This is a genomic window from Rhodococcus sp. 320_ES, assembly GCF_059691855.1.
In genome coordinates, this window is record NZ_JCAWAG010000001.1 from 169,558 (window position 1) to 193,069 (window position 23,512).

At 65.3% G+C, this 23,512-nt stretch carries 23 protein-coding genes and 2 tRNA genes; 11 read left to right on the forward strand and 14 right to left on the reverse strand.

The window, feature by feature from the left end; translation table 11 throughout:
- Positions 1-70: 70 nt before the first annotated feature.
- Complete coding sequence (locus AC59JP_RS00850; protein WP_497323737.1) at positions 71-763, reverse strand: hypothetical protein; 693 nt, start codon at positions 761-763, stop codon at positions 71-73.
- A 326-nt stretch (positions 764-1,089) separates the two neighbouring features.
- On the opposite strand from AC59JP_RS00850, the gene AC59JP_RS00855 reads away from it, so the two are divergent.
- The 4 genes from AC59JP_RS00855 to AC59JP_RS00870 all read left to right on the forward strand — a co-directional run bounded on the left by AC59JP_RS00855 (position 1,090) and on the right by AC59JP_RS00870 (position 4,901).
- The gene (locus tag AC59JP_RS00855; RefSeq protein WP_497323738.1) at positions 1,090-1,710 is read left to right on the forward strand and encodes a TetR/AcrR family transcriptional regulator; all 621 of its coding nucleotides are present in this window, start codon (positions 1,090-1,092) and stop codon (positions 1,708-1,710) included.
- A 67-nt stretch (positions 1,711-1,777) separates the two neighbouring features.
- Positions 1,778-3,025, forward strand: coding sequence for a molybdopterin-dependent oxidoreductase (locus tag AC59JP_RS00860; protein WP_497323739.1), 1,248 nt, complete (start codon positions 1,778-1,780; stop codon positions 3,023-3,025).
- A gap of 1 nt (position 3,026) precedes the next feature.
- Positions 3,027-3,548 (forward strand): hypothetical protein, encoded by a 522-nt coding sequence (locus AC59JP_RS00865; RefSeq protein WP_497323740.1) that lies wholly within the window; start codon positions 3,027-3,029, stop codon positions 3,546-3,548.
- A gap of 141 nt (positions 3,549-3,689) precedes the next feature.
- Complete coding sequence (locus AC59JP_RS00870) at positions 3,690-4,901, forward strand: L,D-transpeptidase (protein WP_497323741.1); 1,212 nt, start codon at positions 3,690-3,692, stop codon at positions 4,899-4,901.
- Between the two features lie 25 nt (positions 4,902-4,926).
- Here AC59JP_RS00870 and AC59JP_RS00875 read toward each other — a convergent pair whose 3' ends face one another.
- The 3 genes from AC59JP_RS00875 to orn all read right to left on the reverse strand — a co-directional run bounded on the left by AC59JP_RS00875 (position 4,927) and on the right by orn (position 6,818).
- The gene (locus tag AC59JP_RS00875; RefSeq protein ID WP_497323742.1) at positions 4,927-5,751 is read right to left on the reverse strand and encodes a M23 family metallopeptidase; all 825 of its coding nucleotides are present in this window, start codon (positions 5,749-5,751) and stop codon (positions 4,927-4,929) included.
- Between the two features lie 333 nt (positions 5,752-6,084).
- Positions 6,085-6,157, reverse strand: a tRNA-His gene (locus tag AC59JP_RS00880).
- A 49-nt stretch (positions 6,158-6,206) separates the two neighbouring features.
- A complete protein-coding gene (gene orn, locus AC59JP_RS00885; RefSeq protein WP_497323743.1) occupies positions 6,207-6,818 on the reverse strand; it encodes an oligoribonuclease in 612 nt (203 codons plus the stop codon).
- 77 nt (positions 6,819-6,895) lie between these two features.
- Here orn and AC59JP_RS00890 point away from each other — a divergent pair, with 77 nt between their 5' ends.
- Positions 6,896-8,569 (forward strand): helicase HerA-like domain-containing protein, encoded by a 1,674-nt coding sequence (locus tag AC59JP_RS00890; RefSeq protein WP_497323744.1) that lies wholly within the window; start codon positions 6,896-6,898, stop codon positions 8,567-8,569.
- Between the two features lie 7 nt (positions 8,570-8,576).
- On the opposite strand, the gene cmrA is transcribed toward AC59JP_RS00890, so the two are convergent.
- Genes cmrA through AC59JP_RS00905 form a run of 3 tightly spaced genes read right to left on the reverse strand, consistent with a single transcriptional unit; the run spans position 8,577 to position 11,967 of the window.
- On the reverse strand, positions 8,577-9,383 hold the full coding sequence (gene cmrA, locus AC59JP_RS00895; protein WP_497323745.1) for a mycolate reductase: 807 nt from the start codon (positions 9,381-9,383) through the stop codon (positions 8,577-8,579).
- Positions 9,384-9,397: 14 nt separating this feature from the next.
- Positions 9,398-11,425 carry an FAD-dependent oxidoreductase gene (locus AC59JP_RS00900; RefSeq protein WP_497323746.1) on the reverse strand — a complete coding sequence of 676 codons (2,028 nt, stop codon included), beginning with the start codon at positions 11,423-11,425 and terminating at the stop codon, positions 9,398-9,400.
- Complete coding sequence (locus AC59JP_RS00905) at positions 11,425-11,967, reverse strand: PadR family transcriptional regulator (protein ID WP_497323747.1); 543 nt, start codon at positions 11,965-11,967, stop codon at positions 11,425-11,427. The genes AC59JP_RS00900 and AC59JP_RS00905 overlap by 1 nt, the downstream gene beginning before the upstream one ends.
- 103 nt (positions 11,968-12,070) lie before the next feature.
- Here AC59JP_RS00905 and AC59JP_RS00910 point away from each other — a divergent pair, with 103 nt between their 5' ends.
- The gene (locus AC59JP_RS00910; protein WP_497323748.1) at positions 12,071-13,390 is read left to right on the forward strand and encodes an MFS transporter; all 1,320 of its coding nucleotides are present in this window, start codon (positions 12,071-12,073) and stop codon (positions 13,388-13,390) included.
- Here the strand turns inward: AC59JP_RS00910 and AC59JP_RS00915 are convergent.
- The gene (locus tag AC59JP_RS00915) at positions 13,387-14,214 is read right to left on the reverse strand and encodes an alpha/beta fold hydrolase (protein ID WP_497323749.1); all 828 of its coding nucleotides are present in this window, start codon (positions 14,212-14,214) and stop codon (positions 13,387-13,389) included. The genes AC59JP_RS00910 and AC59JP_RS00915 overlap by 4 nt on opposite strands.
- A gap of 41 nt (positions 14,215-14,255) precedes the next feature.
- Positions 14,256-14,882, reverse strand: coding sequence for a TetR family transcriptional regulator (locus AC59JP_RS00920; protein ID WP_497323750.1), 627 nt, complete (start codon positions 14,880-14,882; stop codon positions 14,256-14,258).
- 232 nt (positions 14,883-15,114) lie between these two features.
- On the opposite strand from AC59JP_RS00920, the gene AC59JP_RS00925 reads away from it, so the two are divergent.
- The 3 genes from AC59JP_RS00925 to AC59JP_RS00935 are packed head-to-tail and all read left to right on the forward strand — an operon-like array spanning position 15,115 to position 17,623.
- Positions 15,115-16,155, forward strand: coding sequence for a ferredoxin reductase (locus AC59JP_RS00925; RefSeq protein ID WP_497324826.1), 1,041 nt, complete (start codon positions 15,115-15,117; stop codon positions 16,153-16,155).
- Positions 16,156-16,181: 26 nt separating this feature from the next.
- Positions 16,182-17,375, forward strand: coding sequence for a fatty acid desaturase family protein (locus AC59JP_RS00930; protein ID WP_497323751.1), 1,194 nt, complete (start codon positions 16,182-16,184; stop codon positions 17,373-17,375).
- 14 nt (positions 17,376-17,389) lie between these two features.
- Positions 17,390-17,623 (forward strand): hypothetical protein, encoded by a 234-nt coding sequence (locus AC59JP_RS00935; protein ID WP_497323752.1) that lies wholly within the window; start codon positions 17,390-17,392, stop codon positions 17,621-17,623.
- 154 nt (positions 17,624-17,777) lie between these two features.
- Here AC59JP_RS00935 and AC59JP_RS00940 read toward each other — a convergent pair whose 3' ends face one another.
- The 3 genes from AC59JP_RS00940 to AC59JP_RS00950 all read right to left on the reverse strand — a co-directional run bounded on the left by AC59JP_RS00940 (position 17,778) and on the right by AC59JP_RS00950 (position 18,592).
- Complete coding sequence (locus tag AC59JP_RS00940) at positions 17,778-18,080, reverse strand: hypothetical protein (RefSeq protein WP_497323753.1); 303 nt, start codon at positions 18,078-18,080, stop codon at positions 17,778-17,780.
- Positions 18,081-18,083: 3 nt separating this feature from the next.
- Positions 18,084-18,386 (reverse strand): hypothetical protein, encoded by a 303-nt coding sequence (locus AC59JP_RS00945; protein WP_497323754.1) that lies wholly within the window; start codon positions 18,384-18,386, stop codon positions 18,084-18,086.
- Positions 18,387-18,516: 130 nt separating this feature from the next.
- Positions 18,517-18,592: transfer RNA gene (locus AC59JP_RS00950), tRNA-Arg, on the reverse strand.
- Positions 18,593-18,708: 116 nt separating this feature from the next.
- On the opposite strand from AC59JP_RS00950, the gene AC59JP_RS00955 reads away from it, so the two are divergent.
- Positions 18,709-20,739 carry a bifunctional copper resistance protein CopD/cytochrome c oxidase assembly protein gene (locus tag AC59JP_RS00955; protein ID WP_497323755.1) on the forward strand — a complete coding sequence of 677 codons (2,031 nt, stop codon included), beginning with the start codon at positions 18,709-18,711 and terminating at the stop codon, positions 20,737-20,739.
- Positions 20,740-20,743: 4 nt separating this feature from the next.
- Here the strand turns inward: AC59JP_RS00955 and AC59JP_RS00960 are convergent, their stop codons facing one another.
- Both AC59JP_RS00960 and AC59JP_RS00965 read right to left on the reverse strand, forming a co-directional pair.
- Positions 20,744-21,190, reverse strand: coding sequence for a GtrA family protein (locus AC59JP_RS00960; protein WP_497323756.1), 447 nt, complete (start codon positions 21,188-21,190; stop codon positions 20,744-20,746).
- Positions 21,187-21,855 carry a TetR/AcrR family transcriptional regulator gene (locus AC59JP_RS00965; RefSeq protein WP_497323757.1) on the reverse strand — a complete coding sequence of 223 codons (669 nt, stop codon included), beginning with the start codon at positions 21,853-21,855 and terminating at the stop codon, positions 21,187-21,189. The genes AC59JP_RS00960 and AC59JP_RS00965 overlap by 4 nt, the downstream gene beginning before the upstream one ends.
- Positions 21,856-21,959: 104 nt before the next feature.
- Here AC59JP_RS00965 and AC59JP_RS00970 point away from each other — a divergent pair, with 104 nt between their 5' ends.
- Positions 21,960-23,483, forward strand: a complete 1,524-nt coding sequence (locus AC59JP_RS00970) for an MFS transporter (RefSeq protein ID WP_497323758.1) — start codon at positions 21,960-21,962, stop codon at positions 23,481-23,483.
- Positions 23,484-23,512 lie beyond the last annotated feature (29 nt).

The following is a 23,512-nucleotide window of genomic DNA, read 5'->3' on the forward strand; positions in this document are numbered from 1 at the left end:
TGCGCCGGACCCGATGGGGTCCGGCGCATCGCTTGTATTGCCGCCTTGCCTGTTACGGCTCAGCGGGTGACTACGCGGTGTTGACCGTGATGGTCGCAACGCCCACGAGCAGGCCCGGGGTGACGGCCGTGGTGTTGAACGTCTTGTTCAGCAGGTCCGCTGCGGTGGACGAGATGTGCACGGTTGTGCCGGTCAGAATTGCGGTGTTGTCGGGTCCGGTCTGGAGCGGCTGCAGGGTGCGTCCGTCGAGATCGAAGAGCACGGCGCCGGTGGCGGCACTCTGGCCGTTGACGGCCACGTCACCGGTCAGCACCGAGGTGCCGGGATCGATGTCGAAGTTGGTGAGCTCGACGGTGGTGCCGCCAGCGGTGAGCGAGAAGCCGCTGCCGTTGTGGAGGATCTCGCCCTGTACGTAGGGGTCGACCGTTCCGGGGGTCCAGTACTTCACGTTGCCGCCGGTGATCGGGAAGATCAGCGATCCGTCGACGAGTGTGGCGGTGCCGACCGTGCCCGGGGTGAGTCCGAGGGTGGTGAGCGCCTGGGCGAATCCGGCGTCGAGCTTGACTGCCGTGTCACGACCCGTGAGTGCGGGAACCTCGGCGGCGGGAGCCGGCTCGGCGGACGTCGTGGCTGCGGAGGACTCCGACGAGGCCGACGACGTGGTCGTGGAGGAGGAGTCGTCGCTGGACGAGCACGCTGCGAGGGGAACGATGGCAAGCGCACCGATAGCGGTGGCAACTACGGCCTTACGGAGTGTGAACATTTCTTGATTTGCCCTTCTTGGTAGTCGGCTGAAGATGTGGGTAATTCGGTACACCCTGTACTCCGGATTGGTCGTGTCCCGAAGCGCTGGTGGAGCAGAATCCTTAGCAAAGCGAAAATCGTTGCACATCAGTGGATCTGACGGACACGATCGCGCTCGAGTCTCCCACATCGACCGGTGGTTGTGGTCGATCTACCGAAATCGAGGATCCCGATGCCCCCTATTCGGCGCCGGTCGAGATTCGGACCGAAATATTTCGGAAGATCTTTGGAAACCGGTAAAAACAAACTTTTGCCAGCCATTTCCGCGCATGTACTGTTCGGTACGTGAGTGCAGGTAGACCCCCGCGGGCGTTGCCCGCGACCGCCCGTGGGCGGCGCACGCGAGCGGCGATCGTCGACGCCGCCGCGGCCATGATGTACGACCGGGGTGTCGCCGCGACGAGTCTGGACGACGTGCTGGTGGCGTCGGGAACCGGCAAGTCGCAGATGTATCACTACTTTTCCGACAAGGCCGATCTCGTCGTCGCCGTCATCGAAAGGCAACTCGAGGTGGTTCTGGCCGCCCAGCCGGAACTGTCCGGCGTGAACACGATGCGCGGCATCGAAGCGTGGGCAGCAGCAGTGGTGGTGCGCCACAGCGCCCCCGGAGGCCCGTTTGCGTGTCCGCTCGGGTCGCTGGCCGCAGAGTTGAAGAACGACGCTGCCTTTCGTCCGGTGCTCGACAGCGCCTTTCGGCGGTGGGAACGGCCCTTGGCAGATGGCCTGCGTTCCATGCAGATGCGAGGAGATCTCGCGGTCGATGCGGACTCCGATCGGTTGGCGGCGATGTTGGTCGCCGGACTGCAGGGCGGAATGTTGTTGGGGCGCTTGGCCGGTGACGTGAGTCCGCTTCGCGATCTCGTCGACGCGGCTGTTCGCAGGGTCGCAGAGTCGATAACCGAATGAAGTTGGGTCTTGACCGCCGGTCGTTTCCCGCACAAGCTGTACCGAACAGTACAGAGAGAAGGTCGTCGTGAGCGGTCCGATCACAGCGCGATTCCGCAGCCCCCTGCGCGGCCCGTGGCTCACCTCGATCTTGGGGGCAGTGCTTCTGATCGGGTTGCCGATCGTCATCGTCACCGGACTGCTGTCCTGGGTCGCCTACGGACCACGATTCGGCCAGTCCATGCCGGGCGACGTGTCGTGGTTGCGGCTGCCCTACTTCGACTGGCCGACGCGGCCGTCGTGGATCTACCGACTCAACCAGGGGCTGCACGTCGGTCTGGGGCTCGTCCTGATCCCGATCGTGCTCGCGAAGCTGTGGTCGGTCATCCCGAAGTTCTTCGAGCTCCCTCCGGTGCGGTCGCCGGCCCAGGCGCTCGAGCGCGTGTCGTTGCTCGCTCTCGTGGGCGGCATTCTGTTCGAGATCGTCACCGGCGTTCTCAACATCCAGTACGACTACATCTTCGGGTTCAGCTTCTACACCGCTCACTACTGGGGAGCGTGGGTGTTCATCGGCGGTTTCGTCGCGCACGTCGTGGTCAAGGTGCCGGTGATGGTGCGGACGCTGCGCGGACGCTCCTTCATGGAGGTCATGCACCAACGCGTCGCGGACACCGAGCCCGAACCGGTCGACGACACGGGACTCGTCGCTCCCGACCCCGCGCCCGCGACGGTCAGCCGCCGTGGAGCACTCGTGCTCGTCGGTGGATCCGCGGTGTTCGTCGCCCTCCTGACGGTGGGCCAGACGACGGGCGGGGTCCTGCGGAACGCCGCGATTCTGCTGCCGCGGGGCCGCTCCTATGGAGACGGGCCGAACGATTTCCAGATCAACCGCACCTCGGTGGCCGCCGGAGTGACGACGGAGGACACCGGAAACGAGTGGCGACTGACCCTTCTTGGCGGCGACGCCCCGATGGAGTTGAGTCGAGCGGACCTGCTGGCCATGCCGCAGCACACCGCCCGCTTGCCCATCTCCTGCGTCGAAGGGTGGTCGACGGTGCAGACGTGGACGGGGGTTCGCCTGCGCGATCTGCAGGCCACGGTGGGCGTCGACACCATCGACAGTGCCGAGGTGCAGTCGCTCGAGAAAGCCGGTTCGTTCAACCGCGTCGCCTTCCCCGCGAATCAGTTCGCGGACGAGGATTCTCTGCTGGCACTGCAGGTGAACGGTGTCGATCTGTCACTGGACCACGGCTATCCGGCGAGGATCATGATTCCGGGAATTCCCGGCGTGCACCAGACGAAATGGGTGCGGTCGATTCAATTCAGGCAGGCGTGAGATGACACGATTCGTCAAATTCTACGGCGCCAATCCATTGCACCTCCTGGCGATGATTTTCTGCTTCGCGGTGGGTGCGGCGGTCGTCTACACCGCCGGCCCCGAGGCCTTCTGGAACACCGATGTGTGGTGGCAATCGATCGCGGTCTGGTTCGTCGGAGCTGCCATCGCACACGATCTGGTGCTCTTTCCCCTCTACGCCGTCGCGGATCTCTCCCTGCGATCCGGGTTGGACGCCATGCGCGGGCGCCGCCGTCGACAGACCGCAATTGTGCCGGTACTGAACTACATTCGCGTCCCTGTTCTGGCGACGGGCCTGACCTTCCTGCTGTTCTTTCCCGGCATCGTCTCTCAGGGCGAGGAGGCCTACCTCGCGGCTACCGGACTGACGCAGGAGCCGTACCTTGTGCGGTGGATTCTCCTCGTCGCCGCGATGTTCTTTGTCAGCGCTCTTGTTTATGCGATTCGAACCGCGATTGCTCTGAAACGGGCCCGGAGTTCGGTTTCGATCGACAAAAGATAGGCGACAGTCGAATATTGTCGCTCCGACTCGCGATCGGTACTCAGCCGTTACCGCGATCACCCTGTCGCAGGTGGAAGAAGCTCCGACGCCCTGGCACCATGAGGTTTCACGAAGTGAGCGTCGAAGCGGAGTTGAAAACACATGAGCGTGCGATCGAATTCAGGCCGTAAACGGGCGTGGATTGGGGCGTTGCCCGTCGTGATCGCGCTCGCCGTGCTGACCGGATGCAGCCAGTCGCCGCCCGCCGCGCAGGCTCCTGTCGTCCCGATCGATTCCAACCCGCTGTCGGAATTGCTGAAGCCGAAGATCGAACTGTCCGCCCTCGACGCCTCCGTCGGATTCTCGCCCGGCGACCCCGTCACCGCACGCGTCGACGGCGGCCGCTTGGCTGCAGTGTCGTTGCTCGATCCGACCGGCGCCGCGCTCACCGGCGACATTGCACCGGACGGGCTGTCCTGGGTGAACACGCAACCGATGAAATACAACACCACCTACCAACTGCGCGCCGACGCGTACGGTCTCGGTGGCGCCACGACCGCGAGCTCCAGCTTCACCACCACGTCGCCGGGCAACTACACCAAGCCCTACCTGCTGCCATCCGAGAACGAAGTCGTCGGAATCGGCCAACCGGTTGCCATTCAGTTCGACGAGAGCATCCCGGACAAGATCGCTGCGCAGAACGCGATCACCATCACCACCAATCCGCCCGTCGAGGGTGCCTTCTACTGGGTCAACCAGAAGGAGGTCCGGTGGCGTCCGCAGAACTACTGGGCGCCGGGCACGACGGTCGACGTCGATGTGAAGGTGTTCGGCCGCAACCTCGGTGACGGTCTCTTCGGACAGGAGAACGCGTCCACCCGTTTCACGATCGGCGACGCGGTGATCGCGACCGCAGACGACAGCACCAAGCAGGTCACCATCAACATCAACGGCCAGGACGTCCGCACGATGCCCACGTCGATGGGCAAGAACAGCACCCCGACCGACAACGGCGTCTACATCGTCGGCGACAAGTTCTCGCACATGGTCATGGACTCGTCGACGTACGGGGTACCCGTCGACTCACCGTCGGGCTACCGCACCGAGGTCGATTGGGCCACCCGAATGTCGTACAGCGGCATCTTCTTTCACTCCGCACCGTGGTCCGTCGGGCAGCAGGGGTACAGCAACGTCAGCCACGGCTGCCTGAATCTGAGCCCGTCGAACGCCAAGTGGATCTACGACAACCTCAAGCGCGGCGACCTCGCTGTCGTCAAGAACACCGTGGGCGGAACCCTTTCCGGCACAGACGGTCTCGGTGACTGGAACATCCCGTGGGAGACCTGGAAAGCGGGTAACGCGTCCAGCGTCTGACCCTCGGTCGGTTCCCTCGGTCGTCTCAGTCGCGGGCCGACGAACCGGCCACGTTCAGTCCGAGTGCGGTGAGGTAACCGGTCGGATCGACGCTCGATCCTCCGCGGCGCACCTCGAAGTGCAGGTGCGGCCCGGTCGAATTACCCGTGCTGCCAACGGAACCGATCCGTTGTCCCGCTGCGACGGTGTCGCCGACCTTGACGTTCACCGACGACTGGTGCCCGTAGTAGACCTCGGTGTTGCCGCTCTTGATGCGAACGAGGTTGCCGTATCCGTCACCGTTGTCGCCGGCCTGCACGACCGTCCCGCCGGTGACGGCGTAGATCGGAGTTCCCGAGTCGGCAGCCAGGTCGATTCCCTGGTGATTGCGACGCCCGGCCCCGGTCGGGTTGTCACGCATGCCGTAGTTCGACGTCAATCGGTAGGCGCCGCGGTCGAGGGGGAGGCGTGCGCCGCCGACACCCACCGCGGGCGGAGCGTCGGGTGACGGCAGGGGAGTGGTGACGTCGGGAACGATCGTCGTGGTGTCGCCGACGACGAGGCCCGCCACTTCCTGGATCAGAACGCCCGTGGCGTCGAAGACGGCGGCGAGAATCGCTGCGCGCTGAGCAGTATCGATGGTGATGGCCGGGATCTCGAACGCAGACAGCGTCGTCAGGTCGAGCGACGAGAGGTCCACGTAGGGGAGTAGCCCGTCCAGCGGAATCGCAGGCAGCGGCGGAATCGCGGGAGCGGCGACCGCGGCAGGCTGTGCGACGAACATGAGTGAGCCGGTGACGGCCACGCTCGCGACGACGCCGGATCCCCATCGGCGTCGGCGCGCGATTCGTGCAGTGTGTTCCAGGCCCATCAGTTACCTCCGTGTCGACTCGCTCGAAGCGCAGTCGGGGAGGGCAGGCGGCAACACGCATGCAGCAGCGAGACGTCGTCACCCGTTTTTCGGGCACGTCTCATAAGCATCATGCAATTACTCTGTGCGCACCTTCCCCAAGAGCGCCAGAAGTCACGTTACGTCACATGAGTACCCATTGGTAACTCGAATGATGAATTACAACAACGTAATTAGGCGAGGGCGCTTCGCTGCTGTGAGTGATTCAGTGCCCTGGGGGGCACTAAATCACTCACAGCGGGTGGGGTACGAAAAAGGCCCCGGCTTCCTTACGGAAACCGGGGCCTTTCATCGGGTGGCTGACGGGACTCGAACCCGCGACAGCCAGGATCACAACCTGGTGCTCTACCAACTGAACTACAGCCACCATCACGCTTGCGCGCTGGAAAATACTAGCGTGCCGCCCGCGGCTAGGGCTAATCGGTATCCGTTTGCCGCGTCAGCGACTCGACTACCGCGGCGATCTCGTCGCTCGACGGGCCGGGGTCGGCCACGAACACGGTGCGGCGGTAGTACTGCAGTTCGCGGATCGATTCCTCGATGTCCGCGAGGGCGCGGTGAGCAAGACCTTTCGGCGGCTGGCCGAAGTAGATCCGGGGGAACCAGCGCCGGGCCAGCTCCTTGATCGAGCTCACGTCGATCATCCGATAGTGCAGGTAGTTGTCGAGCTCGGGCATGTCGCGCGCGATGAAACCACGGTCGGTGCCGATGGAGTTGCCGGCAAGTGGGACCGTTCCCGGCGTCGTGACGTGCTCGCGGATGTAAGCGAGAACCTTCTCCTCGGCCTCACGCAGGGTCACCGTCGAGCGGCGGACTTCCTCGGTGAGGCCGGACTTGGCGTGCATTGCCGTGACCACTTCGGGCATGGCCGCCAGCGCATCGTCGTCGGCGTGGATGACGATGTCGACACCCTCACCCAGCACGTTGAGGTCGCTGTCCGTCACCAGAGCCGCGATCTCGATGAGCTTGTCCGAGCCGGTGTCGAGCCCGGTCATCTCGCAATCGATCCACACAAGTTTGTCCTGCACCGGTCCCACAGTAGTGGGGGTGCATTCCTATTAGTGTCTGCGGTGGACACACGCACCCGACGAGAAGAGCGAAGTCGATGAGTGACACACCGCAGAGTCCGGCCGATCGCTTGGCCGCCGCGCGTGCTGCGGCCGCTGCCGCAGCCGCGGAGCTGGCGCAGGCCGAGAAGGACGCCGCAGCCGCAGCCACCGCCCCAGTCACAGCCGAGCCTGCCCCGTCCGGCGCTGCCGCCGAGATCATGGCGGGATACGCGTCGGAGGGGGCCGCGCTCGAGCTGGGAACGGCGCTGCTCGACGGTGCATTGGCGCCCGGTGCCCGGGTGCGCATCCCGCTCGCGATGATGAACCGGCACGGGCTCGTGGCCGGTGCGACCGGAACGGGCAAGACGAAGACGCTGCAGGGGATCGCCGAACAGCTCTCTGCTGCAGGGGTTCCCGTGGTCATGGCCGACATCAAGGGTGACCTGTCGGGGCTGTCCGCCGCGGGTGAGGACAACGAGAAGATCCGGTCGCGTGCCTCCGACACCGGCGCCGAAAACTGGCAGCCGACGGCCTTCCCGGTCGAGTTCCTGTCGCTGGGAACCGAGGGTATCGGTGTTCCTGTTCGCGCGACGATCTCCGCCTTCGGTCCGATTCTGCTCAGTAAAGTATTGGCGCTCAACCCGACTCAGGAATCGACGCTGGGTCTGATCTTTCATTGGGCCGACTCTCAGGGGCTTGCGCTCCTCGACCTGAAGGACCTGCGGGCGGTCATCACCCACCTGACGTCCGACGAGGGCAAAGCCGATCTCAAGGGGATCGGCGGCGTCTCCTCCGCCACCGCCGGGGTCATTCTGCGTGCGCTGGCCAACCTCGAAGCCGACGGCGGCGACACGTTCTTCGGTGAACCCGAACTCGACACCGCCGACCTGTTGCGGGTCGGGCCCGACGGTCGCGGCGTCATCAGTCTGTTCGAACTGGGAGCGTTGGCCGCACGTCCGGTGATGTTCTCGACGTTCCTGATGTGGGTGCTCGCGGACCTCTTCCAAACCCTCCCCGAGGAGGGCGACATCGACAAGCCGAAGCTCGTCTTCATCTTCGACGAGGCGCACCTCCTGTTCGCCGATGCATCCAAAGCCTTTCTGCAACAGGTGGAACAGACCGTCAAACTGATCCGGTCCAAGGGCGTCGGCGTCTTCTTCTGCACCCAGCTCCCCACCGACGTTCCCAGCGACATTCTCTCCCAGCTCGGCGCGCGCATTCAGCACGCACTGCGAGCGTTCACCCCGGAGGACCAGAAGGCACTCACCAAAACCGTTCGCACGTACCCGAAGACGAAGAATTACGACCTCGAGCAAGCTCTCACCACGTTGGGTATCGGTGAGGCCATCGTGACGGTGCTCTCGGAGAAGGGCGCCCCGACGCCGGTGGCGTGGACCAGAATTCGTCCGCCGCAGTCACTGATGGACACCATCGGCAACCCCGCCATCACCTCCGCGGCGTCCAGCGGTGCGCTCTTCGCCAAGTACGGTCAGACCATCGATCGAGAGTCCGCGTACGAAAAGATGAACGCGCGCATGGCGCCGCCGCCCGCGGACCTGCCCGATCTCCCCGATCTGCCGGACGCACCCCCGCCGGTCCCGGAGGGCCCGTCCGCCGCCGAACGCATGATGAGCAATCCCGCGGTGAAGAGCTTCCTTCGCTCCGCGGCCAGCGCGGCCGGGCGTGAGCTGTCGCGCAGCATCTTCGGGACGGGGAGGCGGCGGAGGTAGGTCGTCCCTACGAGCCGCCCAACTTCTTGTAGAAGCTCCCGACGATGGGGGCACTGACGAAGCGCGGGCTGTACTGCCCCGCCACCGACATCCCCTTCGACAGCAGTCCCGGCACGACGCGCATCTTGTTCTTGCCCAACGCATCCAGCGACAACTTGGCGGTGTAGTCGCTGCCGATCCAAAGGAAGTCCGGGACCAGCTTGTCGACGATCGACTCCTCGGACGGGTCGGGGGTCTCGGTGCGGACGGGGCCCGGGGCGAGCAGCGTGACGTTGACGCCCGTGCCGTGGAGTTCCGCACGCAGCGACTCCGAGAAGGTGTTCACGAAGGCCTTGGTGGCGGCGTACGTCGCGTTGTTGGGGATGGCCATGTTGCCTGCGGCCGACCCGGTGATCAGGATGCCGCCGGTGCCTCGGCCGATCATGCCCGGCAGGACGGCCAGCGTGAGGTCGTGCACCGCAACGGCATTGAGCTCGACCTGGTCGCGTTCGTACGCCGGGTCGAGCTGCGCGACAGGGCCGAACGTCGCGATGCCGGCGTTGTTGCAGAGGATGGAGATGTTGCGCTCGGACAGTTCCGCCACCAACTCCTGGCGCTTGTCGCGGTTGCTGAGGTCGAGCACTCGGACCTCGACCTGGACGTTGTGGGCCGCCGTCAGCTTTGCGGCGAGCGCCTCGAGCAACTCGCCGCGACGCGCGACGACGATCAGGGAGTGACCGCGGGCGGCGAGTTCGGTGGCGAGCGCCTCACCGATTCCGGAGGACGCTCCGGTGACGACGGCGCGGGCTTCTTCGGTCGGCTTCGGAAGGCTCATGAGAGCAGGCTAGATCACACCGACGCGGCCAGGAGAGTGCCCTGCATGATCGCGCGCTTGGCGTCGAGTTCCCCGGCTTCGTCGGCCCCACCGATCACGTCGACGCGGACGCCGGCGGTCTCGAGGTCCGCGACGATGTCGCGCACCGACTCCTGACCTGCGCAGACAACGACAGTATCGATTGCGAGGGTCCGCGGCTTCGTACGGTTCTTGCCGAAGCTGATGTGCAGTCCGTCGTCGTCGATGCGTTCGTAGTTGACTCCGGAAATTTCCTGAACGTTCTTGTTCTTCAGAGCCGCCCGGTGGACCCAGCCGGTGGTCTTGCCGAGCGAGGTCCCGATGCGGCCCGCCGTGCGCTGAAGCAGGAACACCTCACGAGCGGACGCCGACGGTTCGGCCGTCGTCAAGGCGCCTGCCGCCTCCGGACTGTCGGTGACACCCCACTCGCGCTTCCACTCGGCGATGTCGAGGGTGGGTGAGTCGTCGGTGGTCAGGAATTCCGAGACGTCGACGCCGATACCACCGGCCCCGATGACGGCGACGCGACGGCCCACCGTGCCGCTGCCGAGAACGGCGTCGGCGTACGTCACCACCGAGGGATGGTCGATGCCGGAGATCCGGGGAATGCGCGGGGTGACACCGGTGGCGACGACGACCCGGTCGTAACCGTCGGAGATCAACTGTTCGGCGGTGACGCGCGCGCCCAGTTTGACGTCGACTCCTGCTGCGGCCATGGCGGATTCGTAGTAGCGCACGGTCTCGGCGAACTCCTCCTTGCCCGGTATGCGCCGGGCGATGGCGAACTGCCCGCCGATCTCGTCGCGCGCCTCGAACAGCGACACGTGGTGTCCGCGTTGGGCCATGTTCAGCGCCGCCGACAGTCCGGCAGGACCCGCTCCCACCACGGCGACCCGTTGCGCGGCGCGGGTGGGGGACAGGACCAGTTCGGTTTCACGGCCGGCGCGCGGGTTGAGCAGGCAGGACGCGCGCTTGTGGACGAACACGTGGTCGAGGCACGCCTGGTTGCAGGCGATGCACGTGTTGATCTCGTCGCGTCGGCCTTCCGCCGCCTTCACGGTCCAGAACGGATCGGCCAGCATGGGACGCGCCAGGGATACCAACTCCGCGTCGCCGTCGCTCAGGATCTTTTCGGCCAACTCGGGCATGTTGATGCGGTTGGCTGCGGCCACGGGGATCGACACCTCGCGCGCGAGCCGACTCGTGAAGGAGACGAAGGCGCCGCGCGGTACCGAGGTGACGATGGTCGGGACCCGTGATTCGTGCCATCCGATGTCGGTGTTGATCAGGTCGGCGCCGGCGGATTCGACCTCGTGCGCCAGAGCGACGACGTCGGCCCAGGTTTGTCCGTCCTCGACGAGATCGGCCATGGACAGTCGGAACGAGATCAGGAAATCGGCGCCGGTGGCCTCTCGGGTCCGCCGCACGATCTCGACAGCCAATCGGCGACGCTTCTCGGCAGTGCCGCCCCATGCGTCCGTGCGCTTGTTGGTGCGTGCGGAGAGGAACTGGTTCACGAAATAGCCTTCGCCGCCCATGATTTCGACGCCGTCGTACCCGGCCGACTGTGCAAGGCGCGCACACCGAACGAAGTTGCGAATCTGACGCTCGACGCCACGCGCACTCAGCTTCCGCGGACGAAAAGGATTGATGGGGGCCTTGATCGACGATGCGGTGGCACTGAGCGGATGGTAGGAGTACCGCCCCGCGTGCAGGATCTGCAGTGCGATCTTGCCGCCGTCGCGGTGCACCGCATCGGTGATGGTGCGGTGCCGCCGTGCTTCGATGCGGTTGGTCAGCTTGGCGCCGAAGGGCAGAAGCCAGCCGGTGCGGTTCGGGGCGTATCCGCCGGTGATGATCAGCGCGACACCGCCTCTCGCACGTTCGGCGAAGTACTCGGCGAGTTTGCGCGTGTCCTTCGCGCGGTCCTCGAGACCGGTGTGAATGGAACCCATGATGACGCGGTTCTTCAGGGTGGTGGTGCCGACGGGCAACGGCGACAACAGAATCGGGAACTCTGACATCAGGATCCTTCACGGTTCAGGGCGTCGAGAACGTCGTCGCACCAGCCGACGAATCCTTCTTCGACGCGGATACCTCCGCGGAGCACCAGATACTGGTGAAGCGCGGAGCCGGTGAGAGTGCTCGCCGCGGCGAAATCGCGTTTCTCCGCGAGCCGGTAGAGCTCGAGCCGTTCGCTGTGGACATCCCGATGCCGGGACACTTCGGCGCGCAGCGCGTCGACGTCTCCGTAGGCGGCGCCGCGGATCTTCACGGCGAGGTCGTCACGCAGTCGGCTCGGTTCGGTGGTGTCGGATATCCATCGGCTCAGCTCGGCCCGACCGGATTCGCTGACGGTGTAGACCTTCTTGTCCGGTCTGCCGGTCTGCGCCACCGCATCGGCGGTGACCCATCCGGACTCGTCCATGCGGGCGAGAACGCGATAGATCTGTTGATGCGTCGCGTTCCAGAAGTAGCCGATGGACTTGTCGAAACGGCGCGCGAGCTCGTACCCCGACGCCGGTTGTTCGGCGAGGGAGACGAGAACTGCGTGTTCCAGGGCCACCGCCGAAGTATCTATGCAACGAGTTGAATATGCAACCCTTCCCTGTGCGCGATTTCCGGCCCTCTGGGGCCGGAAATCGCGCACAGGGGCTTAGGCTCCACCCATGGTCGAAGCCAAAGTCGCCGTGGCAACCTCGAAGCGTCAGGTCGCCGCATGGGGATTGTGGGACTGGGGGTCCGCCGCCTTCAACGCGGTCATCCTGACGTTCGTTTTCTCGGTGTACCTGACCGACGCAGTGGGCGTCGACCTCCCCGGCTCGATCTCGGCGACAAGTTGGTTCAGCTGGTCGGTGGGAATTGCCAGCGTGTTCATCGCGCTGTTGGCTCCGGTGACCGGACGTCAGCAGGACAACAGCGGAACCCGCAAGCGGTCTCTGTTCGTGCTCACGGCGCTCACCGTCGCCACGATGGCCGGACTGTTCTTCGTTCGCGACGACTACCACTACCTGTGGCTCGGACTCGTGCTCCTCGGTCTCGGTTCGATCTTCTTCGAGCTGGCGCAGGTGCCGTACACCGCCATGCTGCGTCAGGTCTCCACCCCGGACAACATCGGTCGAGTGTCCGGCTTCGGTTGGGCCATGGGGTATTTCGGCGGAATCGTGCTGTTGCTCATCTGCTACCTGGGCTTCATCGCCGGCGACGGTGACACGCGCGGACTGTTCGGCATCACCACGGACGGTGGCCTGAACATCAGAATCGTCGCGCTGGTGGCGGCAGTGTGGCTGGCGGCCTTCGCCATTCCCGTGTTCTTCGCCGTGCCCGAGCTTCCGGCCACCGCGGCCAAGGTGAAGCGGGCAGGCGTGGTCGAGTCCTACAAAGCCTTGGGCCGTGACCTCAGGGACCTGTGGCGCACCGACAGGCGGACCGTCTACTTCCTCATCGCGAGTGCCCTCTTTCGTGACGGCCTGGCCGGGGTGTTCACCTTCGGAGCAGTTCTCGCGGTGTCGGTCTACGGAATCGGATCGGCCGACGTCCTGCTGTTCGGTGTCGCGGCCAACGTCGTCGCCGCCATCGGGGCGATCCTGGCCGGCCGCATCGACGACACGGTGGGCCCCAAGAAGGTCATCGTGTGGTCCCTGACGCTCATGATCGTCGCGGGCCTGGTTCTGCTCGCCGTGTCCGGACCCACGATGTTCTGGATCTTCGGACTGATGCTGTGCGTGTTCGTCGGCCCGGCGCAGTCGTCCGCGCGTACCTTCCTCACCCGCATCACCCCGCCCGGACGCGAAGGGCAGATGTTCGGGCTGTACGCGACCACCGGTCGGGCCGTCTCGTTCCTCTCGCCCGCGCTGTTCGGGTTCTTCGTGTTCGTGTTCGACGCCGATCGAGCAGGAATCCTCGGCATCGTGTTGGTGCTGGCGATGGGTCTGATCGCAATACTCAAAGTGGCTGCGCCACAGGGCGATCTAGCGCGGGTGACCTAGCGCGCGTTCGGCCCGATCCGATCACGGATGGCGTCGGCCAGCGCGCCGGGGGAATCCTCGGGAATCCAGTGGCTGCCCTCGAGCTCGACGAACCGGTAGTCCGCATGCACCCATTCGTGGCATCGCTCGACCCCCGCGCGCCCGATCGCGGTGTCGCCGTTGCTCCACACGAACGTGGTCGGCACCGTCACCGCAGGCAGGTCGGCGAAATCGCGAGTCATGGCCCGGTACCAGTTCAATCCGGCTGTCAGGCCGTCCCTGGTACCGACCACCGGCAGGTACGCGTCGACGATCGAGGGGTCCTTCGCGCCGTCGAACATGGCCCTGAGGCGACGGCAATCGTCTGCCAGCAGTAGATCTTCCGCCCTCCCGGCCTGGCGTAGTAGGCCGATGTAGCTTCCGCGCAGTTTCTGGTCGTCGTCGTGCGCCAGTGCCCAGCCATAGGCGCCCGGATGGGGAACCGAGACGGTGACCAAGCTCCGCACCCGATCCGGTCGACGAGCCGCGACGGCCCACGCGACCACCGATCCCCAGTCGTGTCCGACGAGATGCGCCGACTCGACGTCCAGGGCATCGAGGATGCCGATCGCATCGTCCACCAGGTGTCCGATCCGATAGTCCTGCACCGCAGGAGGTCTCGCGTCGGGGGAGTACCCACGCTGGTTCGGGACGATCAGTCGAAAGTTGTCACGGGCCAACGCGTCGGCGACGCGGGTCCAGCTGGCCGACGTGGTGGGCCAGCCGTGCAGCATCAGCACCGGGATGCCGTCGTCGGGTCCGTAGGTGTCGACGTCGAACGTCAGGCTGCCAAGCGGGATACGCACGGCCCCAGGGTAGACCGCGGCCAACCTGAAGCCGCCGGAGATCAACCTGCTCGGGGTTCCCATTTGCTCATGCCGAGCATGATCACGCGGAGCTGTCGTTCGGCGCGGGAAATGATGTCGCGTTCGGCCGCGCTACCCGGCCGAGCCAGATCCAGCAGATCCACAACTGTCCCCAGCATGGTGTTGACGATGAGGCTCGCGCACATCTCGAGGTCGTCGACGCTCCAGTCGTCGAGCCCGGGCATCCGGGAGAGGTCGATGGTGAGCTCGCTGACCAGCAGACGAAGTTCGGTGTCGATGGCGCGGCGTACTTCGACGACGCCGCCGTACCGCTCGCGGGTCAGGAAACGGAACCGGTCGTCGTGGGCGTGGACCTGCCGGACCAGGATGGCGAGCGACTCGCGCGCGTTCTTTGTCGACGGTGTGCGACGAGCATCGCGGAGCATGTGCCGTAGTACCCGCATGCTGTCCTCGACGACCGCGATACCCAGGTCTTCCATCGAGGCGAAGTGCCGGTAGAACGCGGTCGGCACGATACCGGCGGTGCGCGCCACCTCGCGCAGACTGACGCTGGCGAAGTTCCGCTCGGCGATCAGCTCGAGCGTGCTGTCGACCAGCGACTGCCGGGTGCGCTCCTTGCGCTCCGCACGACTGACGGTCTCGGCCATGTAATGAGTGTATGCGTGTACACCCACAGGTTGTGAACCATCCCCGTGTCACACCAGGTAGGGCGGCGTGACGGTGCTCACATTGGCATTGAAAGCAGCACGTCCGGGCTGGCACACTCTTTCCAGTGCACGCTTGTGCACTGAAACACGAAACGAAGTGGAGGCTGACGTGACACTCGCTCCCGAATCACCGGCTCGGGGCCGTAGCAGGCTGCTCTCGCTCTTCGAGGCGATGACTGCGCCTCACCGCGTCGACCGGTACCTCGAACTCGTCGACCCGATGCTGTCGGTCGACGAGATGCGTGCCGAGGTGACCGAGGTGCGCCGTCAGACTCCGGACACCGTGACCCTGACGCTTCGGCCCACTCGGCACTGGAAGGGCTTCGAGGCCGGGCAGTTCGTCCAGATCGGCGTGGTCGTCGACGGCATCCGCCAGACGCGGTGCTACTCGCCGGCGTGCTCGCAGCGTCGTGACGACGGCCAGATCGAACTGACGATCAAGGCTCAGAAGGATGGGATCGTCTCCCAGCACCTCAACGCGCACGCCACGCCGGGCCTGGTCGTCAGCCTCGAGCAGGCGTCGGGAACGTTCACGCTTCCGTCCCCACTGCCGGAGAACGTCCTCCTGATCAGCGGCGGCAGCGGCGTCACTCCCGTGATGTCCATGCTGCGCACGCTTGTCGACGACGGGTACGCCGGGCGCGTCGCCTTCCTGCACTACGCGTACACCGAAAAGGACGTGCCGTACCGCCAAGAGCTCGAGTCGATTGCGGCGCAGCACGACAACGTCGACGTCTACTTCGCGTACACCGATCAGGAAGACGGTGGCGACCTGCACGGATTCTTCGACACCGAGCACCTCGGCGCCGTCGCACCCTGGCACACCGATGCGCACACGTTCCTCTGCGGGCCTCCCGGCCTCATGAAGGGCGTCTCCGGGATCTTCGACGAGCTGGGCCTCGCCGAGCTGCTGCACACCGAGGAGTTCGTGACCGCTCCTGCCGCGGCGGACGAGGACGCCACCGGAACGGTGTCCTTCTCCGCATCGGACGTCATCGCGGAGAACTCGGGCACCACGCTGCTCGAGCAAGCCGAATCCGCCGGCCTCACACCGGAATACGGCTGCCGCATGGGTATCTGCTTCACCTGCACGTCGGTCAAGAAGTCCGGCTGCACCAAGAACATCAAGTCGGGCGAGGTCGATTCGGATCCCGACTCGCACATTCAGCTTTGCGTGTCGGTACCTGTCGGCGACGTCGACATCGACATCTGAACCACCACCTACTTACAGGAGGAACCATGTTCGGACTTCCCTTGCCCACCTTCTCGATTCCCTTCCTCACCGGAGGCTCGGATCGCACCGAGGAGAAGAAGCAGAACGACGGCCCCGTCGTGCTGTCCTACGAGGACGTCGAGGAGCTCGGTCGCGAGCTCGACGAGCTGCGCGCACGGACGGTCGCCTCGCTCGGCGACGAGGACCGCGAGTACATCTACAAGATCATCAAGGCTCAGCGCGGGCTCGAGGTCACCGGGCGCGGCCTGATGTACCTCAGCTTCTTCCCGCCGGCGTGGCTCGCCGCAGTCGGCGCGCTCAGCCTGTCCAAGATCCTGGACAACATGGAGATCGGCCACAACGTGATGCACGGCCAGTACGACTGGATGCGTGAGCCGGGCCTGAACTCGCGCACCTTCGAGTGGGACACCGCATGCCCCGCCGATCAGTGGCGTCACTCGCACAACTACATGCACCACACCTACACCAACATCGTGGGCATGGACCGCGACATCGGCTACGGCATCCTGCGAATGGACAAGGGCCAGAAGTGGAACCCGTACTACCTGGGCAACCCGGTGTACGCCTTCGCGCTCATGATGCTGTTCGAGTGGGGCGTGATGCTGCACGATCTCGAAGCGGAGAACGTGGTTCAGGGCAAGCGCAAGTGGCACGACGTCAAGCCGCTGATGATCGGTTGGTGGAAGAAGGCCGGGCGTCAGGTGCTCAAGGACTACATCGTGTTCCCGGCGCTGACCGGACCGCTGTTCGTCCCCACTCTGATCGGCAACGCCACCGCTAACATCGTGCGCAACGTCTGGGCCTACTCGATCATCTTCTGTGGCCACTTCCCCACGGGCGTTCAAACATTCAGCCGCGACGAGACGGCTGAGGAAACCCGCGGTCAGTGGTACGTCCGTCAGATGCTCGGCTCGGCCAACATCGAGGGCAGTCCGTTGTTCCACATCATGTCGGGCAACCTGTCGCACCAGATCGAGCACCACCTGTTCCCGGATCTGCCGGCCCACCGTTACCCGGAGATCGCGCCCGAGGTTCGTGCGCTCTGCGAGAAGTACGACCTGCCGTACAACACCGGTGGCTTCTTCCACCAGGTCGGTACTGTGTGGGGCAAGATCTTCAAGATGGCGCTTCCCGATCGCTTCACCGGTCCCGACAAGGAAACCGGCGTGATCATCGAACGCCAAAAAGTCGCAGCCTGAGAGGTTTTGGGATCATGGTCGGCAAATTCGAGCGCAACAAGGACACCATCCAGGAGCTCACCGAGTCCACCGCAGCGCATGTCGGACGGATCGCGGTGATCATTGCGACCGCCGTTGTCGACGTGACCCGCGAGATCGGTGATCTGATCACCGACGGAATCGAGATGCGTGAAGCATCTCGACGGGCAGAGAAGGACGGCCCGCACTTCCAGGTCATCGAAGGAGACTTCGAGGAACGGCGAGGCTGAACCTCACCTGTGCAAACGCCGATGGCGCATCCGGTTTCGGCCGGGTGCGCCATCGGGCGTTTGTCGACTGTCCGCGCGGACCCGACTGTCCGCGCGGACCCAATGTGACGTTCGGTCCATATAGGTGACCGAATGTGTCATTGGGTCGGGCCTGTCAGCTCCCGTTCACGTCGATGCCGACGCGTAGGGATGCGGGTTTCTGCAACGGAAAGGGTGCTGATGGGTCGTTGATCGCCAAGCAGTCCACCAGGATGATGTTGCCCGCGGCGCGTTCGGCAGCCACCGCTTCGTTGCATTGGACCGGGCCATCGAAGAGACTGATCGGGGTGACCTCGTAGTACAGCGGACCGATGTACGTCGGTGCGGCAGAGGCGGTTCCCGCCCCGGCCAAGGCGATACCGGCTGCGCCCGCGGCGGAGGCGAGGGCAACGGCTGCGGCGCGTTTTACCGCGTGCACGGCCTAGCTCCCGAACCTGGCGTTGATACCGATGAGGTTCACGGTGTCGGACCCGAAGATGATCGGCTGCAACGCGCAATTCACCAGGATGATGTCTCCGCGTGCGCGATTGGCGGCGGCACGCTCGGAACACGGGACCGCGTTCGGGTCCAGGTTGAGGGTCGAGAACGTCTCCCAGTAGATCGGTCCGCCCTTCGACGGCTCCACGGCGGCGGACGCCGTTCCGGCGCCGGCCAGCGCGACCCCGACGACCGAAGCGGCGACGATGGTGGCGGATGCTGCGGCGTTGCGAAGTGTGCGATTCATGTGGACTCCCAATTGTTCGAGCGACAAAACATGACGATCGGTTTGTCGCCGCGAATGAGACATTCGTTACACTCGGTAACTAGTTTCTGATTCAACGAAATGGCTCTGATGATTGGAAGCCATTCATTGGTGGTGCCCCCGGCAGGATTCGAACCTGCGACCAAAGGATTAGAAGGCCTTTGCTCTATCCCCTGAGCTACGGAGGCGCGTGGGGCGTGGTGAGTCTAGCGGGAACCCATGTGGTCGACGTGCGCACACCTCGCCGCGGCCGGGGAGAGCGACGCCACTACACCGTGTCGTGCGCCCGCTCTACTCTGGAGACATGGCTACCACCGAACTTCCACGGAACGAGTCTGCGAGGACGTCCGAGCCTCGCAGCGGTTCGTTCGGTGTCTTCGTCAGCGCCGGTCTGATCGCGGCTGTCGTCGCGGTGCTGGTCGTCGCGCTGTCGGCGTCGCAAGCTCTCGTACTCCTCGGCATCCCCGATCCGGGCCCGGTCACCACCTACGGGGTGTCGGCGGTCCGTGCGCTCGGTGAGGTGGCGGCCGTCATCACCATCGGATCATTGCTGTTGGCGGCGTTCTTCGTGCCGCCGCAGAAATCGGGTGTTCTCGACGTCGACGGGTACCGCGCGGTCCGCACGGCCTCGTCCGCCGCTGTCGTGTGGGCGGCGTGCGCCCTCGTCCTGGTGCCGCTGACTCTCTCGGACACGTCGGGTCAGCCGCTGTCGGTCGCCCTGAACCCCACCAATCTGTGGACCGGCCTGGGCCAGGTCGAGATCGCGAGTGCGTGGCGCTGGACCGCGGTGGTCGCGATCGTGCTGGCCATCGCGTCGCGAGCCGTGCTGCGGTGGGCGTGGACGCCGGTTCTCCTCGCCGTGGCCATCGGATCGTTGATGCCGCTGGCCGTCACCGGGCACTCCTCGGCGGGCGGATCCCACGACCTCGCGACCAACTCTCTGATCCTTCACCTGGTGGGTGCGTCGCTCTGGGCGGGCGGCTTGTTCGCGTTGCTCGCGCACGCTCGGCGCCGCGGGGCCTACACCGACGTCGCCGCCCGACGCTTCTCGCTGGTCGCCACCGTGTGTTTCGTGGTGATGGCGGTGAGCGGGGTGATCAACGCGCTGGTGCGCGTCCCGCTGGGCGATCTGTTCACCTCGACCTACGGCAAGTTGGTGATCGCGAAGGTCGTCGCCCTGATCGTTCTCGGAGTGTTCGGGTACGTCCAGCGCCAACGTGCGTTGCCGGCGCTCGCCGCCGATCCGTCGTCGCGCGCCAACCTCATTCGGTTCGCCGGCGCCGAGGTTCTGGTGTTCGCGGCCACCATCGGGCTCGCGGTCGGACTCGCGCGCACACCACCGCCCGCAGACGCGAACCTGAATCTGACCATCACCGAGGTCGAGATGGGCTACAACCTGGACGGGCCGCCGACACTGGCGCGCCTGCTGTTCGACTGGCGTTTCGATCTGATCTTCGGCACGGCCGCCATCGTGATGGCCGCGCTGTACCTGTACGGGGTGTACCGCATGCGAGCCCGCGGCGACGCGTGGCCGCTCGGGCGAACCATCGCCTGGGTTCTCGGCTGCCTCGTGATGCTGTTTTCCACATCCTCCGGTGTCGGCCGATACTCCATGGCGCAGTTCAGCGTTCACATGGGAGCGCACATGGCGCTGTCCATGCTCGCGCCCGTTCTGCTCGCGCTCGGCGGTCCGATCACGCTGGCGCTGCGCACGTTGCGCCCCGCCGGCAAGGACGGCATTCCGGGTCCGCGCGAATGGATCCTCGACGCTTTGCACAGCCCGGTGTCGAGGTTCTTCACCCAACCGCTGGTGGCGGCGGTCATCTTCGTCGGCGGCTTCTACGCGCTGTACCTCGGCGGGATCTACGGGTCGGTCGTCGACTCGCACACGGCGCACCTGCTGATGAACGCCCACTTCTTGCTCAGCGGCTACCTGTTCTACTGGGTCGTGATCGGCGTGGACCCGGCGCCGCGACGTCTGTCGCCGGTGACCAAACTGGCAATGGTGTTCGGCTCCTTGCCTTTCCACGCCTTCTTCGGTGTCGCCCTGATGAGCACGGACGCGGTCATGGGACAGGTGTTCTTCCGCGGACTGTCTCTGCCGTGGAACACCGACCTTCTGGCCGATCAGCGGCTCGGCGGCGGAATCGCCTGGGCGACCGGCGAGATTCCGTTGGTGCTCGTGATGCTCGCCTTGCTGGTGCAGTGGTCACGGTCGGACCGCAAGGAAGCGGTACGCATGGACCGCGCAGCGGACCGAGACGACGACGCTGCGCTCGCAGCGCACAACGCCATGTTCAAGGAACTCGCGCGACGCGAGCGCGAAGGACGTTAGTCCGTCAGAAGACGGGGCCGCGGAACACCAAACCGCGAAGCGCGACGAAGCGCACACCGCCGACGACAGCCGTCACGGTGACCACCACCGCCGCGGCAACGACGTCGCTCGCGGACGGTAGTAGAAGTCCCAACGCGGCGATGGCGGCGGTGGTGGCCACGAGGCCGACGAGTGCGAGGCCGCCCGCCTCCCACTGAGCCGTGAACCAGCCGACACGATCGGCGGCGTGGAACGTCAGTCGCCGGTGCAACTCGTTGGCGAGGACCGTGCTGCTCACGGCGCCGACGCCGTTGGCGACGAGAGACCCCTCGGGGCGCATCAGCAAGAAGACGACCACATAGAGGATGTTGCTGGCGCCGCCGACCATCGCGAACCGAATCAGTTGCGCCAGTGCGCGATCGCTGTCCAGGCGCTCGAGGGTGTGGGCGAGCGGCCGCGTCACGGAGGTCATCGGGCACGCTCGTGCAATGCCTGCTTTGCGCACGCGATCTCGTCCTGAGTGAAGGCGCGTCCCGGCAGAGTGGTCTTGCGGTCGTGGCGCTCGCGCAGCCCGTCGATGACGATCGTGAAATAGCGCCGCCAATTGTCCGGGTCCACGGCGGCGGTGCATTCGGTGGCGGCACCGATCATGTGGATGAGCGGGAAGAAATCGGTGGCAGAGACATCGCTGCGCAGATCACCGGATTGCTTGGCTCGGTTGATGATTTGGTCGACGAGCGGATCGAGCTTCGCCTTGACCGCGGCCACTTTCGCGAAACCGTCGTCGCTACCCAGCACGATCTCTGCCAGTCCGCGGTTCATCGACATGCCCTCACAGACGCAGCCCAGGAAGTCCACCATGGCATCCCAGGGTCGCTCGCTGTCGAGGATGGTTCGTGCACGGCCGAGGAGATCTTCGAAACGCTGCTCGAAGACGCCGTCGATCAGTTCCTGCTTGTTGGCGAATCTGCGGTAGACGGTGCCGACGCCCACGCCGGCGTGGGCCGCGACGTCGTCGAGCGTGATGTCGATGCCGCGGGTCGCAAAAAGTTCGGCTGCCGCGTCGACGATCCGGCGCTTGTTGCGCTCGGCGTCCGCGCGGAGGGGGCGGTTCACCGTGTCCGGGTTCACAGTCACGTTTGTCCTGTTTCCAAAAATAAGCGGAGGAGGTTCCTCCACATAGCTGCTACTATCTTGCTTAACCGGAGGATACTCCTCCGCATAGACAACTCGAGGACCCGATGTCCACATCACCCACTGAGAGAGTCGACATACCGCCGGCGCTCGACGCACCCGAAAAGCACTCGAACACCCGCTGGTTCATCCTCGGTGTGCTCGGTCTCGCGCAGCTCATGGTCGTCCTGGACGCGACCGTCGTGAACATTGCCCTTCCCGCCGCGCAGCTCGATCTCGGCTTCGACAACGCCGACCGGTCGTGGGTCGTCACGTCCTACGCACTGGCCTTCGGCAGCCTGCTGCTTCTGGGCGGTCGGCTCAGCGATCTCTTCGGTCGTCGCACCACGTTCCTGACCGGCCTGGTCGGCTTCGCGGTGATGTCCGCGGTCGGCGGCGCTGCCGTGAACTTCGGCATGCTGGTTGCAGCGCGCGCAGGTCAGGGCATCTTCGGTGCCCTGCTCGCACCGGCGGCTCTGTCGTTGCTCGCCACCACCTTCACCGATCCGAAGGAACGTGCCAAGGCATTCGGCATCTTCGGTGCCGTGGCCGGTGGCGGCGGCGCGATCGGTCTCCTCCTCGGAGGCGTACTCACCGAGTGGGCCAACTGGCGCTGGAGCCTGTACGTCAACCTGATCTTCGCCGCCGTGGCGTTCGTCGGCGCATTCCTGCTCCTCGAGAGGCACAGCAACTCAGGGCACCGTCCCAAGCTGGACATCCCCGGAACGGTCACCGTGTCGGCAGCGTTGTTCTCGATCGTCTACGGCTTCGCACACGCCGAGTCCGACGGGTGGGCGGACGCCGTCACCATCGCGTTCCTCGCGGTCGGCGTGGTCCTGCTCGGAGTGTTCGTCTACCTGCAGAACCGCGTCGAGCATCCGCTTCTGCCCTTGCGCATCGTTCTCGATCGCACTCGCGGTGGTTCGTTCCTCGCCATGTTCATCACCGGCACCGGCATGTTCGCAGTGTTCCTGTTCCTGACGTACTACCTGCAGAACACGCTCGGCTACACCCCGATCACCACCGGGTTCGCCTTCATGCCCATGATCGGGTCGCTGATCGTGACCGCCACGGTGGCGACTTCCGTCGTGTTGCCGCGCTTCGGACCGCGCAATCTGATGACGGGCGGTCTGATCATCGCGGCGATCGGCATGGCCCTGCTGACGCGCATCACCCTCGACAGCCACTACGCGTCGCACATCCTGCCGTCGCTGGTGATCATGGGAATCGGTTTGGGCGCCACGTTCGCGCCGGCCATGCAGGGCGCCATTTCCGGTGTCAGCGCGGATGATTCGGGCGTCGCCTCGGCAACGGTGAACACGATGCAGCAGATCGGTGGCTCCATCGGGACGGCCCTGCTGAGCACCATCGCGGCGTCGGCGGGCACGAGCTACGCGGCCGCGCACATGGGGTCGGTCACCGACGCGGCGGGCGCCGCGCTCCTTCAGTCCAACGCCGAGGTCGCGAGCTACACCACCACGTTCTGGTGGTCGTCGGGCATCTTCCTGCTCGGTGCACTCGTCGCTGCCGTGCTGGTGCGTCCCGGCAAGTTGGCGGACGCGGCCGAGGGTGCCGTCGTCGTCGGGCACTGATCTTCTGCTCGAAACAGGATCCGGTGCGC

Coding starts and splice junctions, on each gene's coding strand:
- AC59JP_RS00875 (WP_497323742.1), bottom strand. CDS start 5,751: ATGGGCCTGGAACACACTGCACGAATCGCGCGCCGACGCCGATGGGGA.
- AC59JP_RS00900 (WP_497323746.1), bottom strand. CDS start 11,425: ATGTCAGAGTTCCCGATTCTGTTGTCGCCGTTGCCCGTCGGCACCACC.
- AC59JP_RS00890 (WP_497323744.1), top strand. CDS start 6,896: ATGAGTGACACACCGCAGAGTCCGGCCGATCGCTTGGCCGCCGCGCGT.
- AC59JP_RS00960 (WP_497323756.1), bottom strand. CDS start 21,190: ATGACCTCCGTGACGCGGCCGCTCGCCCACACCCTCGAGCGCCTGGAC.
- AC59JP_RS00955 (WP_497323755.1), top strand. CDS start 18,709: ATGGCTACCACCGAACTTCCACGGAACGAGTCTGCGAGGACGTCCGAG.
- AC59JP_RS00865 (WP_497323740.1), top strand. CDS start 3,027: ATGACACGATTCGTCAAATTCTACGGCGCCAATCCATTGCACCTCCTG.
- AC59JP_RS00970 (WP_497323758.1), top strand. CDS start 21,960: ATGTCCACATCACCCACTGAGAGAGTCGACATACCGCCGGCGCTCGAC.
- AC59JP_RS00870 (WP_497323741.1), top strand. CDS start 3,690: ATGAGCGTGCGATCGAATTCAGGCCGTAAACGGGCGTGGATTGGGGCG.
- AC59JP_RS00910 (WP_497323748.1), top strand. CDS start 12,071: ATGGTCGAAGCCAAAGTCGCCGTGGCAACCTCGAAGCGTCAGGTCGCC.
- AC59JP_RS00850 (WP_497323737.1), bottom strand. CDS start 763: ATGTTCACACTCCGTAAGGCCGTAGTTGCCACCGCTATCGGTGCGCTT.
- AC59JP_RS00930 (WP_497323751.1), top strand. CDS start 16,182: ATGTTCGGACTTCCCTTGCCCACCTTCTCGATTCCCTTCCTCACCGGA.
- AC59JP_RS00925 (WP_497324826.1), top strand. CDS start 15,115: ATGACTGCGCCTCACCGCGTCGACCGGTACCTCGAACTCGTCGACCCG.
- AC59JP_RS00920 (WP_497323750.1), bottom strand. CDS start 14,882: ATGGCCGAGACCGTCAGTCGTGCGGAGCGCAAGGAGCGCACCCGGCAG.
- AC59JP_RS00945 (WP_497323754.1), bottom strand. CDS start 18,386: ATGAATCGCACACTTCGCAACGCCGCAGCATCCGCCACCATCGTCGCC.
- AC59JP_RS00935 (WP_497323752.1), top strand. CDS start 17,390: ATGGTCGGCAAATTCGAGCGCAACAAGGACACCATCCAGGAGCTCACC.
- cmrA (WP_497323745.1), bottom strand. CDS start 9,383: ATGAGCCTTCCGAAGCCGACCGAAGAAGCCCGCGCCGTCGTCACCGGA.